This window comes from Candidatus Lokiarchaeota archaeon (assembly GCA_014730275.1).
Lineage (GTDB): Archaea > Asgardarchaeota > Thorarchaeia > Thorarchaeales > Thorarchaeaceae > WJIL01.
The window spans coordinates 151,130-164,578 of the sequence record WJIL01000068.1 but is presented as its reverse complement, the minus strand read 5'-3'; the positions used below and the strand labels follow the sequence as shown (position 1 = coordinate 164,578).

Genomic DNA, 13,449 nt, shown 5'->3' with positions numbered 1-13,449 from the left:
AGGTCTTATTTCGCTTGTACCATCGCACCATTTTTCTTCTGAAATGCTAGAGTAGATTTCTTCAATGTATTCCAATCAGTCTTGTAAAGGGTTACTTCCACAGCGGACCCATCAATTTCTAATTCAATGAAACTTGCTTCTTGCCGCCCAGTTGATACGCCAGTAGCACCTGATAGTGTCCCGGGATTCAGGATTAGTCGTTCTTTGTAGAGTTTGATTTGCGCTTCATGAGTGTGACCATGAATGCCTATATCGCATCCTACATTGTCTAGAATGTCTCGGATTTGTTCAATGTTCCCGCGTGGTCGTAACTGTGTGCCATGCAAGAGCAGTATCCGCAAATCTTCCGCTTTGATTTCTTCATGGAAGTTGTGAGTATGTGTGTAGTCCATATTTCCCTTTACTATATAGCTACGAGGAAGGGGTGGTAGCGCTTCTCGCATCGCTTGTTCCTGTACCAAATCCCCAGTTATTAGCGTCAAGTCATAATGTGTCTCATCAATAATCGAATAGAAAGAGTCTGGGATAGAGTTCCTCCGCGTGGGAATATGTGTGTCACCAAAAACAAGGATTTTCATCATATAGTCCACTCAAAGCTCTTCATGGCGAGCTTGCATTAGCTTATCAAGCATTTTAGAATAGACACGCTTTTCTTCTCCCTTGGCCAACTTCGCCAATCGTTCAACGATTAGCTCAGGGGTGCTCCTGGCAAGATATCCGAAACGAGGGCTCCTATCGACAATCAAATCAAGGTCGCTGTCAAGCCCTCTAGCTTCTATACCATCAATTCTGACGGGGACGGAAGCCGCTTCTTTGATTTCGCTTGCGAGGTGGCTGCAGATAACCGTGGCACTGTTGGGATCCTGTTGAAGAATTTCTAACAAACCTGCAATGACATTGGCCGCACTACCTGGTTCGGTTATTGCCTCTATTTCGTCGAACAGTGCAAGTTTCTGTTTATCCGATGTAACAATTTCAGCGAATTGCTGTAAGGTTGTTTCAAACGCTCCTGCGCTAACCATTCCTCGGCTCTTATAGAAGAAATACACTTCTTCGAATATTTGGACGTAGGACTCTCTAGCTGGTACAGGAAAACCAGCTTGAGCCATTGTCACTATCTGAGCAAGGGTCTGAATGGTTGTAGTCTTCCCACCGCTGTTTGCTCCTGATAGTACCACGCAATTCTCTCCTTGCGTACCAACGGGCTTGTAGGGGGTATCTCCAATCGAATAGTCAATAGGTTGTACTTCCCCGTGCTTTCCCTTGAGTCTACTGCGTGTTAAGAATAGATTAGTTGCATCCTTTACACCTACACCTCGATAATCAACCGATACCTTTGGTGTATGGAGACCATAATCCCTAGCAAAGAGACCTACTGCCAAGAAAAGATCAAATTCTAGAAGCGTTTGCACAGCCTGTTTGACAGGTTCTCGGAGATCTTCGAGTTCTTTTGCCAATTCACTCATGAATTCAAAACTGAGTTCTGCATAAACGGACCTTATCTTGTCCTCTAAGTCATTTATTCGTGCAGAGACCATGTTTACAGGAAGAGATATCTCTTCACTAACAATCCCCGTAACCCAGTCTGCCTCACGCAAATCCAAGCCAAGAAACTCGAGTAATCGATCTTCTGCTTCACGAGTTACGCTGGTGAAGATTTCAACAATCTCTGCAGGCAGCATACTTCGCATAGTACTGCTTTCCGCTCCTTCCATGTCCGCAGACTGGAGAATACTAATTATTTGCTGCCCCCCAAGCGTAACCTCACTTTCGGATATACGACGTTCTATTTCTTCATTTGTCCATGCTTCAGTTTCGGCTATGGCAGTCTGGAAGTTGCTTACTGCATAACCATATCTGTCAAGCTCGTCGTCAATTCCTTCCGCAATCGAGCCATCTTCATTTAGTTTCTCGAGAAGCTGGCCAACCCGTTTGAGACTTTCAACATCAATGGCCTCGGAAAAATGTCTCACAGCATCATTATCTGGAAGGCTGGGGAAAATATCTGCTAGTGCACTTGCAGCACGAATGACATGGTAGTTTCTCGTGTAGAATCCCACTGTCCGTTCTGGGAGAATCTTATCAATGGACCAATTCTCTCCTAGCAATTCGACATTTTGAAGCATATCCATCGAATCATCATAAAAGCCAGAGGATGATATGTAGAAAACCAAATCGTAGCCTTGAGCATAATCTAATGCCCTCTCACCTTCTGAAAGGACGTATACCGGACACCATTTATCCACTCCCTGATTGACAAGTTCGTCAAATGTTTCCTCGTCGGTAGTAAGGACCAATCGCCCCTCAAGCCTTTTTGGCTTCACTCGATGAAGCAAACCCCTAATGTTCTTTAGATACTGTTCAAGTGCCTGACAAACCTCTTCCCTCAACCCTCGAGTCATTTTCATTGCGTGTGCAAAATATCTCTGACGTTCCCGTATTGTGTTGATTTTGTCAGGTGGCAATGGGAAGTACAGATACAACTTGTCCTTCGCATAAGTAGTATTGGCGTAGCTCTGGATTATCTCAACGATATTATCGTATATCCTTTCCACATCTGAAGTTCTAAGAACTGTCTTCGAACTGGTTCCAAATTGATACTCAAAGGCTCCTTTTACAATATTCACTGCTTGTCTTGAACCGATTTCGGGTACTGACGCGACAAGATCAACGCGGGAATCCAGAATAACCTTGAGAGCAACAGCTTCACTTCCGAAATATTCCGTAAGAACTCGTTTGTACTTAGGCCCTATTCCCGGAATATCTGAAAGATTGCTTATGCTAGGGCCGTTCTCCTCTGCGGTCATGATGTCGTTGATGGTCATTGGAATCCTCCTCGAAAGGGTGTCTCTTAAACACGTTGCCTACCCGTGACAAAAGAAAACAACTAGTTGACAGATTAGTGTTGTCTCTCTTGATTGGTTGTGATTCTAGTTCACAATCACTAGCTTTCATTGGGATTTCAGTATTCATTTTCTATATCAACCTGATTTAATGGCTCTTCTCCTTGAATGAATCTGAGTATGTTCCGCGCCACGAATCTTATCTGTTCTTCCATAACATTCTCAGAATACGCTGCGCGATGAGGCGAGAGAACAACATTGTCTAACTTGTGAAAGGGATGTCTTTCGGAGGGAAGCTGGCCAGCTGAACCCCATTCAGCAGGATAATCCCACCAGACATCAAGAGCAGCACCTGCAATATCACCACGCTCCAACTTTTCGAACAATGCATCCTGATTAATAATTGGTGCTCTAGACACATTGATGATGAACGCGGATTTCTTCATGTACGAAAGAAATGTCTGATCGACCATTCCCCGTGATTCGCTTGTCAGTGGCAATGAGAGGATAATGAAATCTGCTTGCCTGATGTAATCCTCTGCTTCTGCAATAGAAACAAGCTCATCCACAGACGATGTGGAACCGGTTCCCGTCCTTGTGGCCGCCACTAGGTGTACATTAAATGCTCTGAGTCGTTGAGCAATATGAGAGCCTATGTGACCCAGCCCTACCAACAGACAAGTTTTCTTTCGAATTTCGATATTGGGTATATCGCTCCCCCATGCCATTTTCCAGTCCCCTCTCCGTAGCAACCTGTCACTTCGTATAATCCTCTTTGTGAGGGCCAACAGAAGCATTATTGCATACTCCGCCACTTCTTGCGAATTCAGATGGCAATTACAAACGAGAACATCACAACGCTCTCTGATGGCGTCCATGTCAATCTTATCTACACCAGCTCCAAAGGCTTGGATCATTTTCAGTGATTCAGCTTTCCGAATGTATTCTCCTGGTACTCTTCCTGCAGCTACTACTGTTGCGTCTTTCCCTTGCTGGAGCATCTTATCCGCAGTTCTTTCAGAGGGAACAACCTCCGCTTTATCTCCAATTATCTGCTGGATTCTGTCTACAATCTTTTGACCATACGGAACGAGAATCTTCAATGTCTGAACTCCCTCATTTTTCAGTGTGATCTGCAAGGATTACGCGGTATGCCGTTGCTGGATGACCTATTATCCTTTAGTACGAACGCGCGACATAGACGATTGCTTTTGCGGGTTTTCCGCATGCTACACAGATGCCTTCCGCCTCTTCTTCCACATCAATCCGTGTACCTCGGATTTCACCGCCGGTCTGATCCTTGATTTCTTCACCACATTGTTCTCCATCCATGTCTGTACTACAGAACGGTATCCGCGCAATTTTCCCCTTTTCGAGAGCATCGTCTATAGCGTTCATATTGTCTGCATCAACAATCAAGTCCTTGAGCTCGGATTGTGCTTGTTCGAGCAGAGTTGTATCTATGTCTTCACCTAGGTTCTTGATACCCTCAACTAGCTCATTTGTATCAACCGTTTCCCGCTCCATTAGGTCTCGTCTGAATAGCACTGCAGTTTCATTCTTTACTTCGCGAGGACCTATATGAACACGGATGGGAACCCCTTTCATCTCCCAGTAGTTGTATTTCCAACCAGGCGTCGAATCAGTATCATCAAGATGAACCCGTAGCCCATTTTCTTTCAGCTCTTTTTCTATCTCCTTGCAACGCTCAGTGACTATTTCCTGTTTGTCCCCTCTGAATATCGGAATGATTACAACTTGATATGGTGCTACCTTGAAGGGTAAACGAAGGCCTTGATTATCACCGTGGATTGAAATCATTGCTCCGTATATTCGTGAAATGGCGGGACCATAGCATGTCTGATACGCGTACACATGCTCGTTATTTTCATCAAGGTATTCTATCTCGAAGGGCTTTGCGAAGTTATCTCCGAGGTCATGCGTTGATGGCAGCTGAATTACTTTTCCGTCCGGCATTAGTGCATCAGCAGCATAGGTATTCACACCACCCGGGAATTTGTCCCATTGAGTTCGCTTGAATACCATTACGGGAATTCCAAAAATATCTGTTACAACTTCCTTTGTTGTCTCTAAATCCTCTTGCACTTGTGCTTTCGCTTCTTCATGTGTTCTGAATACATTATGGCTCTCAATCCATAGAAACTCGCGCCCTCGGAGAAAAGGTCGGGTGCTCTTGACTTCGGACCGAAATACGGAACACCGTTGATAGTGCTTCATCGGAAGATCTCGCCAGCTACGAACCCACAACGAATACATGGGATAGATAGCTGTCTCACTGGTTGGTCGTAGTGCCAACTTCTCTTCTAGCTTCTTTCCATCGCCATACTCTTCTATCCAGAACACTTCGGGGGTGAATCCTTCTACGTGTTGAGATTCCTTTCTCAGATTTCCCTCCGGGATAACGGTAGGAAATAGCATGGGTGTGTGACCTTTCTCTTGAAGTGCCGTCTCATAGAAGTCGAACATGAGATTCATGCTCATGACGCTCCATGGCTGGAACGGCGTAAAACCTTTCACCCCATATCTGATATCGGCTAATTTGGCTACTTTACATATCTCGCCAAACCAATCGGGGAAGTTCTCCTGATGATCCACGTCGAATATGGCCTTGTTACTATCATTATCACTATTCATTTGGTATCCCTACTATAGAATAACTCTGATTTAGATTCGTAGCTAGGATTGAGAAAAGTCATCTTACGAATTTTGATAGCGTGGAACGCATTCACCTAGCATTGTACGTTCACCGTAAATTCGTCCTCTCGTCTAGTTATTTAAACTCTCCCTTGCATGGATGTTACTTCTTGAGAGTTACTTCACCAATCTGACGAATCCTTTCATCCATGTTGTGCTCCTCGATTATCGCAATTACACCTTCTGGAACGAGTGATTTCCATTCTGGGTTTTCTTGACGAATAAGACGCCGGATATGCTTGCCGCTATATTCTGACCGATCCAGTAATTCTGTCTGCCCAACCGTGATGTCTGCATCTCTGACAAGACGGCGGACAAGGGGGTTGTGGCTGTAAACCTTCTCGAAATACGGAACCAATGAACTGAGATGAGCTATCCAGAGCGGATGGATGTTGATATCCGGTACTGGAATAACATCAATCGTATCCATTGGCAGTTTCTCATCAAGAAGCGCCCGCTTTATTTGCATGACGCGTTCCCCGCCTGAAAATGGGTTATTTGGGGTATGAGAGTGCTGCGCTGAACCGATGGCAATTACCAGTTCCTCGTCCTTCTCAAGAATCTGATTCACTGTGTAGAGATGTCCTTTGTGGATGGGCTGAAATCTGCCAACAAATACGGACCTCATTCTCATCATCATTTCCGAACTCACTATCCCGTAATTAATCATTTGGCAAAGCATTCGCCCCCATTTTGATAATGCATGCCTTTCGACGTGTTAAAGGAAAATAATTAACCAACACGTCTCCTTGAAAGCATAAGGTTGGACGATCATGATTGAAATAGATGGCTCTCACGGAGAAGGTGGCGGTCAAATCCTTCGGACAGCGGTTTCGCTTTCTGCGGTAACAATGGAACCTGTTCGAGTTGTGAATATCCGTGCGGGAAGGCCCACACCAGGGCTCAAGAATCAGCATGTTGCAGGCATTGAAGTTACAGGGCGGTTGGTGAACGCAAATATCAATGGATTGCAAGTTGGAAGTACCACAATCGAGTTTCTACCTGGGGAGCGGCGTGGGGGCCGAATCAGTTATGATATCGGTACCGCGGGGGCTATATCGCTTGTTCTGCAAGCTGTACTCCTGCCAGCTATCCTTGCCCCCAGTCCTTCATATATTGAGATACATGGTGGTACTGATGTACTCTGGAGCCCGCCCGTAGATTACATAAAACACATCTTTGATTTCATGCTACAGAAGATGGGTCCGAAGATAGAGATAAACCTGCATAGGCGGGGTCATTATCCACGAGGGGGTGGAAGGGTATCCTGTAGCGTTGAACCTGTAGATAAGGTTCATAGCATTGATTTTGTAGAATTTGGTGAACTGAATCGAGTTCGAGGAATCTCTCATTGTGTCAAACTGCCTGCGCATGTTGCTCACCGTCAAGCAGACGCTGCAGAATCATATCTAAGGGACAAGGGACTTGAGGACATCGATATTGAACGGAAGTACTGGCCAAAGGAAGAAGACCCCCATCTCGGTGCTGGTAGCGGCATCGTTATCTGGGCTGAATCGGACCGAAATTTGAGAATGGGTGGCGACAGTCTAGGTAAGAAAGGGAAGCCGGCGGAGAAAGTAGGAAGAGAGGCGGCAAGACAACTTTCAGATGAATTGTCAACTGGACATGCTGTTGATTCTCACCTTTGTGATATGCTCGTTCCCTATATGGCTGTTGCAGAAGGTGAGAGCAGTATCGGAGTCACAGAAGTAACGTCTCATCTCGAGACGAATATATGGGTGGTCGAAAAGATGCTGGATATTGAAACCAAATTGGAGGGGAAGCATGGCCAACCGGGCAAACTAACCCTCAAAGGAACTGGCATTTCCCCTAGCAACTGATGCTATGAGATCCTCGATAGACTCCTCCTGTTCGGGGATGTCCGCTAGCTCAACAGCATCCTCAATCAGGGCGTCTACTCCGATTCCTTCAGTGGCCACAATCTCATAAGCGTCTTCGATACGGGACCTGACTTCTTCCAGCTTGTCTTCCGGAGTGATATCTATCTTATTGAATGCGACAAGTATCGGGCTTACGGGAAACAATCGTCTAACTTCGGAATAGAGGTTAAATTGGTCATCTATGCTCCAACCGCAGCTTTGTGATGGATCTATGATAAACAGCACAATATGTGCCAGATACTTCAAGGCAGCAACTGCTTCTCGCTCAATTTCGTTGCGTTCACTCATCGGACGGTCGAGAATCCCTGGTGTATCTACTATCTGGACTGAAGAACCTCTCACACGTAGATGACCCACAATAACCTGTTTGGTTGTAAATGGATAATATGCAATTTCAGGTTCCGCCGATGATACTGCTTTCACAAGAGTGGATTTGCCTACATTCGGGAAACCAGCACATACTATCGTGGGTGAGTTTGGGAGTATCCCGGGGAGTCGCGCAAGGTCTCTCTTAGCCTCAATAATGAAATCTAGATTTGAGGCAGTACCTCTGAGTACCGACGCTATCCTTCCTTTGGCCGCACTCCTACTCCGTTTCATTTTCCGATAATCATTCGCAAGTTTCAATGCTTCAAGATGATTCTCAGTTATCTGATCTATTGTTGGAATGCAGTTGTATACCGCACCAAGGGATTTCTTCAATTCATCCGTTCCGACTATTATATCGGCAAGTTCTCGATAAAATGGATGAAGCTGGTCAAGCGACGGAAAACCTTCAACTACCGCCTTTAGTTTCGTTTTCACTTGTTTGGTGAATTCCTTGAGCCGTGCTATCTCTCTTATGCGAGTCCTTTCTTTTCTCCGCATTTTAAGCGAGCCTTTCCGTGATACTTTCATAGATCTGTTATGCGCAAATTCTATGATTTCTTCAGCAGTCATTATTGACGGGATATTGTGGAATGGATTAAGTTTCTTCATGATTTTCACTCTCACCTGCTGACTCACAGAAGGACAGTTATCTGTCCATCTGAACACTTTTAAAAAGATGGGAATTGACCATAACAGAGCTCTGTTCCCTAAATGAGAGATGATATCAAATGTCGCTTCCAACCGGTGCCACTGTTGTTGGCATGAAATGTAAAGATGGTGCAGTTATCGCTACAGATTCCCTAATCAGCTGGGGAACCATGGTGCTTACAGATAAAGGAATCAAGGCCTTCAAGCTAACCGATACTATAGTTCTTGCATCTGCAGGTCTTACCTCTGATTATCAGATGCTGGTCAACAGGATAAAAGCTCAGATTCGATTGTATGAAATGGATCAGAAGAAACCAATTACTGTGAAAGCACTGGCAAAAATGATTGCAAATACACTGTATCGGCGGAAACTGAGCCCGCTTTTCGTACAAACCATTGTTGTGGGTGTTGACGATGAAGGGCCGTCTCTCTATACCCTTGATATGGGTGGTTCTCTCCTTGAAGAGGACTTTGCTGCAACAGGAAGCGGCGTTCAGACGGCTTATGGTGTACTCGAGAAAGAATACAATGAGGATGTTGTGGTAAAGGAAGCTGAGGAAATCGCAACCCACGCAGTTCAAGCTGGAATCGAACGAGATGTTCAGTCTGGCGGCAAGATTCACATCATGACCGTAACTGAAGATGGTGTAGAAGAACGCGTTGTAGAATAAAGTGCGTGTAGGTGTTGTTGCCAGCTACGTTGGTCTTTAGATTTCATAAGAACACTAGATATAGCATTGCAGCTTTGTTGGGAGCAGTTGAAACCGATTCTCGATTAGAGGATGTCAGGTTGGTAGCACCACCTGAACTCGATTTGGAATCTATTTCTAATGCACTTGAAGATGGATTGACAGTCATTGCATATTCTATATTGAGTACTGACACAACGAGAGTACGTAAAGAAGTTCAGTTAGTTCGAAAACACTTTGGAGACTCAGTCGTCATGATTGCAGGTGGAGCGCATGCATCTGCGAGACCTGTAGAAGTTTTGAACTTTGGATTCGACTACGTTATTATTGGCGAAGGAGAGAAAGCTTTCTGTGACCTTCTTGATTGCTTGATGCATGGTAAGGGAACAAATGACATTCCCGGTGCCATTTCTGGTAAAATGAATAATCCGCCAGTACCCAAGGACCTTCCCAAAGTGGACCTTGATAGTTATCCCCCTTTCGCATTAAAAATGAACGTAGTTGGCCCCATCGAAGTAACACGTGGCTGTCCGTACAGATGTAAGTTCTGTAGTACACCTTTCCTAAGTGGTGGGCGTGTTCGGCATAGATCAATAGAAACTGTTGTCGAATGGTTGGAAAAAGCTGTTACTAAACGGGGATTCAATCGTATCTGGTTTCTGTCGCCGAATGCGCTCTGTTATGGTGGACCCGGGCGTCGAGCAGCTCCCGGAAAGCTGGAATCCCTTCTTCAGACGGCTACATCAATTGATGGGCTTGAAGAAGTCTATTTCGGGTCTTTTCCTTCGGAAGTACGTCCCGAGTTTGTTGATTCGGATATTCTTGACATGCTACGAAAATATGTCGCAAATGAAACGCTCCAAATCGGCTTACAGTCGGGTAGTGACGAGGTTCTTCGGATATGCAATAGACAGCACACAGTATCTGAGGGATTAGAAGCGATTGGTACATCTCTTGATTGTGATTTCATTCCACATGTGGACATGATTTTCGGATTGCCGGGTGAAAGCCAAGATGATGTGCGCAACAGCATTGATATTTGCCATAAAATCGTGAATATAGGGGGACGAATACATGCCCATGTTTTCATGCCATTACCCGGCAGTGCCTTTGAACACATGCCTCCGGGTAAACTAGATTCAGATACCCAAGCCGAACTTGGAGAGCTTGCACGAAAGGGTGTACTTACTGGCTCATGGTATCAGCAAGAAGAGATTGCGAAACGCCTTGCACGTCTGAACTGATTATTTTTTGTAGGGTTGCCTTAACGTGCCAACGACAGGAGAAGACCATTAGTGAAGGCTGATAAGTAGGGCATGCATAGCTGAAGCGAATCAGAATTGACGTCCGAAATGCCCGAGGAACTCCGTGAGAAACTCAACCGGCAAGGCTATCATCTCCTAGGAGAGAGAGGAGCTTTCAAGGCCTGTCAATGGCAGCAGAAGAGCTTGCTTTACGGAGACTACTGTTACAAACAGAGATTCTACGGCATTGAAAGCCATCGTTGCCTGCAAATGACTCCCGTAGTTGACAAGTGCACGCAGAACTGCCAATTCTGCTGGCGTGTTACGCCCGAAGATGTGAATGTGAACTGGGACCAAATTGTAGTGGATGAATCGGATGTGCTGGCCCCCGTAAATCTACTTGATGAAACGAAAATGGCGAATCTGCGCTCGCTTGGTGGGTATAATCCTGAAGCAGGCGCTGATGTCTCTCAGCAAATGTATAATGAGGCACGGGAACCGAAACATGTAGCGATTTCTTTGGCCGGCGAACCAACAATGTACCCTTTCCTTAGCGATTTCATAGAAGAAATTGATCGGAACGGTATGACTTCCTTTCTTGTAACGAATGGTACGATGCCTGAGGTCTTACAGGAAATCACATTGCCAACCCAGCTCTATGTCACTTTGGCCGCCCCGAATGAGAAAACCTACCGGCGACTATGTCGTCCGAGCGTTGGAGACGGTTGGAAGCGGTTGATGGAGTCCCAAGAGCTTTTGCAGTCCTTGGACTGCCGCTCTGTGAATAGGCTAACGATGGTGGCAGCACGAAATATGCATCATTCCCGATTGTATGCAGATCTGATTACTACGGGGGAGCCTGATTTTGTTGAGCTCAAGGGCTACATGCATTTGGGCGCTTCACGAAAGAGATTGAACAGAAGAAATTCTCCATCACACAAAGACGTCAAAGCCTTTGCCGAAAAAATCTCGGCACTTACAGGCTACTATTTACTCGATGAGCAAGTTGAAAGCAGAGTTGTTCTATTATCTCGACGTAAACAAATTGAGAAAATCTAGGTGATATGGAATGAGTTTAGAGCCGATACTTGAGCCAATAATGGATGAAATTGAATCGGACGATGAGATTCGTGAAAAAGCACTACCGCTCTCACGGAAAGCTGTTAGGACATGTAGCCAGTCGATAAAGGCATCTCATCGAGGCGATTTTGAGAAAGCATATTCACTGATTCAAGAAGCTCATGAGATTATCGTAAAGGGTGAAGAAATAATGGTGGAGAGTGATTTCGTTTCAAAATCAAATATCATGAGACAGGCTTATCAAGAACTGGCTGAAGCGGCTAATGTTCTTTCTCTTCTCAAAGATGGAATCTATACACCTCCTGAGAAGTATGATATCGAACTTCGAAGTTATCTGACCGGATTAGGCGATACGGTGGGTGAATTACGACGTGCAATTCTTGATTCACTCAGAGAAGATAAAGTGGATTATGCTGAGAACCTTCTGGGATTCATGGAAGAAATCCTAGAGGAGCTGAACTCTTTTGATTTCCCAAATGCCCTAATACCTAATCTGCGACGCAAGTGTGACGTAGCTAGATCTTTGATTGAGAAAACACGTGGCGACATTACAAGTGCGGTACGCCAGAAGATGATTGTCGATGAGCTGGCAGATTTTCGGGAGTGGATGGGCAACGAAAAGTGATTTCATAGACAAGAAAAAAGAGGCGGCCAAACAGGAACAGAAAGAACTGGCTACACAGGTCTTGAAACGTGATATACCTCCCTTTGATGGTGGTGGGCTTGTTACAGGGGTAGACGTCTCGTATGTTGACAGTACAGCAGTCGGAACCGCTGTCACTATGGATTCTTCCGACAGGAATGTCATAAAGAAAAGAACACTGATAACTCCATGCGAGTTCCCTTACATCCCGGGTTACTTTCATCTTCGGGAAGGACCCACTTTGATATCTCTACTCGGTGAGTGTGGAGAGACAGGCCCGGTGCTAGTTGATGCCAATGGCATATTGCATCCTCGGCGTTGTGGTTTGGCCTCCTGCGTAGGTCTAAAAAGCGACAAGCAGACAATAGGTGTAGCCAAAAGCCTTCTATTGGGAAACCTTGGCCGCCGTCAAGATGGCATTGCATTCATAAAAGATGGTGATGAAACGGTGGGTGCTGCTGTTTGGCTAGGAACAGGACCGCCTGTTTATGTCTCAATCGGGCACAAGGTAACACTTGAAACCGCAGTGAAAATAGTCACCACAATTGAGCAGTCAGGCAAACTCGAACCCATAGCCAACGCAGATCGGGAATCTCGAAGAGTTGCTGATAGACTGAAAGGAGCGATGAAGGATTGATTTCCCCAGATAACTGGTTCACAATCTACACATTGGCAAAGGATGGAGCAATTCACAGAAAATGTAGTATAACAACGAGTGAACTGGGAACCCGACTTGATGTTAGCCAACAGACTGCTTCCAGAAGGCTAACCACGTGTGTCGAGAAGGGCCTGGTTGAACGAACTCATACTGCCAGTGGAATGCTCGTGAAGATAACTGAACGTGGAAGAAAAGAACTACTGGATGTATTGAATGGGTTAGAGGTAGCTTTTGCTCCACCATCCGAAGACATAGTTATAGAGGGCGAGGTTGTAGATGGTATTGGCGAAGGAGCATACTATGTTGATATGTACGCCCCTCGTTTCAAAAAGGCACTCGGTTTTGAACCGTATTCTGGAACGTTAAATGTGAGAGTAACGGGCGAAATGTCTCGACAGGCAGTAAAGCGAATGAAACACAGCACTCCTTTGGTCGTGCCTGGATTCAGTCACAAAGATCGCACTTTTGGTGATGTTATCTGCTACCGCGCGCGGATAGAGGATCGCATTGAGGGCGCAATCGTTATTGCCCAGCGCACTCATCACAGCCCAGATATTCTTGAGGTCATTGCACCTGTGAAGCTCAGAGATGCTCTAGACCTAGAGGATGAAGACGAAATCGAACTCCGCGTAATTCCTCTGCACAAAGCCACGTAATGC

General features: G+C 45.5%; 13 protein-coding genes. 7 read left to right on the top strand and 6 right to left on the bottom strand.

From position 1 onward, the window contains the following. Positions 1 to 5: 5 nt before the first annotated feature. The 5 genes from GF309_07930 to GF309_07910 all read right to left on the bottom strand — a co-directional run bounded on the left by GF309_07930 (position 6) and on the right by GF309_07910 (position 6,240). A complete protein-coding gene (locus GF309_07930) occupies positions 6 to 590 on the bottom strand; it encodes a YfcE family phosphodiesterase (GenBank protein MBD3158701.1) in 585 nt (194 codons plus the stop codon). After that, the gene (locus tag GF309_07925; GenBank protein MBD3158700.1) at positions 591 to 2,825 is read right to left on the bottom strand and encodes a hypothetical protein; all 2,235 of its coding nucleotides are present in this window, start codon (positions 2,823 to 2,825) and stop codon (positions 591 to 593) included. A 137-nt stretch (positions 2,826 to 2,962) separates the two neighbouring features. Beyond that, entirely contained in the window at positions 2,963 to 3,946 is a 984-nt protein-coding gene (locus GF309_07920; GenBank protein MBD3158699.1) for a hypothetical protein, read from the bottom strand. Between the two features lie 76 nt (positions 3,947 to 4,022). After that, positions 4,023 to 5,498, bottom strand: coding sequence for a proline--tRNA ligase (locus tag GF309_07915; GenBank protein MBD3158698.1), 1,476 nt, complete (start codon positions 5,496 to 5,498; stop codon positions 4,023 to 4,025). Between the two features lie 163 nt (positions 5,499 to 5,661). After that, positions 5,662 to 6,240 carry a nicotinamide-nucleotide adenylyltransferase gene (locus GF309_07910; GenBank protein ID MBD3158697.1) on the bottom strand — a complete coding sequence of 193 codons (579 nt, stop codon included), beginning with the start codon at positions 6,238 to 6,240 and terminating at the stop codon, positions 5,662 to 5,664. Between the two features lie 91 nt (positions 6,241 to 6,331). On the opposite strand from GF309_07910, the gene GF309_07905 reads away from it, so the two are divergent. Beyond that, complete coding sequence (locus GF309_07905; GenBank protein ID MBD3158696.1) at positions 6,332 to 7,399, top strand: RNA 3'-terminal phosphate cyclase; 1,068 nt, start codon at positions 6,332 to 6,334, stop codon at positions 7,397 to 7,399. On the opposite strand, the gene GF309_07900 is transcribed toward GF309_07905, so the two are convergent. After that, a complete protein-coding gene (locus tag GF309_07900) occupies positions 7,361 to 8,437 on the bottom strand; it encodes a GTP-binding protein (protein MBD3158695.1) in 1,077 nt (358 codons plus the stop codon). The genes GF309_07905 and GF309_07900 overlap by 39 nt on opposite strands. A 119-nt stretch (positions 8,438 to 8,556) precedes the next feature. Here GF309_07900 and GF309_07895 point away from each other — a divergent pair, with 119 nt between their 5' ends. The 6 genes from GF309_07895 (at position 8,557) to GF309_07870 (ending at position 13,446) form a co-directional block, all read left to right on the top strand. Beyond that, positions 8,557 to 9,147, top strand: a complete 591-nt coding sequence (locus GF309_07895) for a proteasome subunit beta (protein ID MBD3158694.1) — start codon at positions 8,557 to 8,559, stop codon at positions 9,145 to 9,147. Between the two features lie 11 nt (positions 9,148 to 9,158). Further along, complete coding sequence (locus tag GF309_07890; GenBank protein MBD3158693.1) at positions 9,159 to 10,409, top strand: TIGR04013 family B12-binding domain/radical SAM domain-containing protein; 1,251 nt, start codon at positions 9,159 to 9,161, stop codon at positions 10,407 to 10,409. Between the two features lie 96 nt (positions 10,410 to 10,505). Then, on the top strand, positions 10,506 to 11,468 hold the full coding sequence (locus GF309_07885) for a 4-demethylwyosine synthase TYW1 (GenBank protein ID MBD3158692.1): 963 nt from the start codon (positions 10,506 to 10,508) through the stop codon (positions 11,466 to 11,468). A gap of 10 nt (positions 11,469 to 11,478) precedes the next feature. Beyond that, positions 11,479 to 12,114 carry a hypothetical protein gene (locus GF309_07880; protein MBD3158691.1) on the top strand — a complete coding sequence of 212 codons (636 nt, stop codon included), beginning with the start codon at positions 11,479 to 11,481 and terminating at the stop codon, positions 12,112 to 12,114. After that, the gene (locus GF309_07875) at positions 12,071 to 12,769 is read left to right on the top strand and encodes an endonuclease V (protein ID MBD3158690.1); all 699 of its coding nucleotides are present in this window, start codon (positions 12,071 to 12,073) and stop codon (positions 12,767 to 12,769) included. The genes GF309_07880 and GF309_07875 overlap by 44 nt, the downstream gene beginning before the upstream one ends. Further along, positions 12,769 to 13,446 carry a DUF120 domain-containing protein gene (locus tag GF309_07870; GenBank protein ID MBD3158689.1) on the top strand — a complete coding sequence of 226 codons (678 nt, stop codon included), beginning with the start codon at positions 12,769 to 12,771 and terminating at the stop codon, positions 13,444 to 13,446. Before GF309_07875 ends, GF309_07870 begins: the two co-directional genes overlap by 1 nt. Positions 13,447 to 13,449: the final 3 nt, after the last annotated feature.

Bases quoted from the DNA above. Each gene is read 5' to 3' on its own strand.
- GF309_07875 (MBD3158690.1), top strand. From the start codon at position 12,071: ATGAGCTGGCAGATTTTCGGGAGTGGATGGGCAACGAAAAGTGATTTC.
- GF309_07925 (MBD3158700.1), bottom strand. From the start codon at position 2,825: ATGACCATCAACGACATCATGACCGCAGAGGAGAACGGCCCTAGCATA.
- GF309_07915 (MBD3158698.1), bottom strand. From the start codon at position 5,498: ATGAATAGTGATAATGATAGTAACAAGGCCATATTCGACGTGGATCAT.
- GF309_07900 (MBD3158695.1), bottom strand. From the start codon at position 8,437: ATGAAGAAACTTAATCCATTCCACAATATCCCGTCAATAATGACTGCT.
- GF309_07880 (MBD3158691.1), top strand. From the start codon at position 11,479: ATGAGTTTAGAGCCGATACTTGAGCCAATAATGGATGAAATTGAATCG.
- GF309_07910 (MBD3158697.1), bottom strand. From the start codon at position 6,240: ATGCTTTGCCAAATGATTAATTACGGGATAGTGAGTTCGGAAATGATG.
- GF309_07895 (MBD3158694.1), top strand. From the start codon at position 8,557: ATGTCGCTTCCAACCGGTGCCACTGTTGTTGGCATGAAATGTAAAGAT.
- GF309_07905 (MBD3158696.1), top strand. From the start codon at position 6,332: ATGATTGAAATAGATGGCTCTCACGGAGAAGGTGGCGGTCAAATCCTT.